Here is an 870-nt window from a genome sequence, read left to right as displayed (position 1 = left end):
TCGCCCTCGCCGCCGGCATCTGGCACAACTGGACCACCGACGCCACAGTCAAACGCTCCCTGATCGCCTACGACCACTGAAAACATCGGACTCACTCATCTAGGCGTCCACTGGGCATAGAGCAGCACATCGGCTGGTTCCCCGCTGCGACGGTCACCCAAGCCGCTAATGGCGGGCACCCTGCCGGTCGCGATGATGTCGTGAGGCTTGGCCGGATGTACGGCCTCACGATCGCATCCAGGCAGCGAAGGCATCGACAAGGCCCGTGTAAAACCGCTCGCCAGGTACCGATCCCGGGTTTTTGCTGGCGTCATAGAACGCGACATTGGTGAAGTTGGCAGAGGCGGAGGCGTTGAGGTTCTTGTAGAAGGCGAGCTTGCCGCGGCCGAATCCGACAAACAGCCAGAAGACGCCAAGTGAGGCGGTGTTCTGGAGCATGGATCGGACCTCTGCCTTGTCCCAGGGCTCATCACCAACCTGAGTCACGATGAAGGCGGGGTCTGCAGCGCCAGACTCCTGATAGTGGCTGACCGCGCGACGCATCGCGTCGGCGACGTTTCCCCAGCCCCAGTCGACCTGGGTATGCAGCTGCCCGATACGGCCACGGTAGTTGTCCAGCCGGATCTCCTCCAAGAACGGCTCTCGCCCACTGGAGAAGATCACGGGCACCGTGCCGTCGTCGTCGAGGTTGGCCGACAAGGCCAAGACGCGTTCGGCGAAAGCCTGGACGGCGAACGACTCGTACTCCGGTCGGTAGGGATCAGGGTGCCGTCAACGATGACATGGTCGCCTTCACCGAGCCCGGTGAGGGCTTCCTGGAGGCCCGGCGCCCAGCCGGCCAGAACGTCCAATGCCTCGTCAACGTAGCGC

Annotated in this window: 1 protein-coding gene and 1 pseudogene; both read right to left on the bottom strand. The window is 63.3% G+C overall.

The annotated features are described in order from the left end of the window. Positions 1–225: 225 nt before the first annotated feature. Positions 226–699, bottom strand: coding sequence for a VWA domain-containing protein (locus tag IE136_RS35200; protein ID WP_229819529.1), 474 nt, complete (start codon positions 697–699; stop codon positions 226–228). Positions 700–728: 29 nt separating this feature from the next. Then, a pseudogene (locus tag IE136_RS35195) lies at positions 729–870 on the bottom strand (IS5/IS1182 family transposase); the annotation flags it as partial.

Source organism: Streptomyces lateritius, assembly GCF_014649715.1.
In the GTDB taxonomy this organism is placed as follows: Bacteria; Actinomycetota; Actinomycetes; order Streptomycetales; family Streptomycetaceae; genus Streptomyces; species Streptomyces lateritius.
Note: the sequence above shows the minus strand (reverse complement) of the source record. Positions and strands in the feature narration are given on the sequence as shown.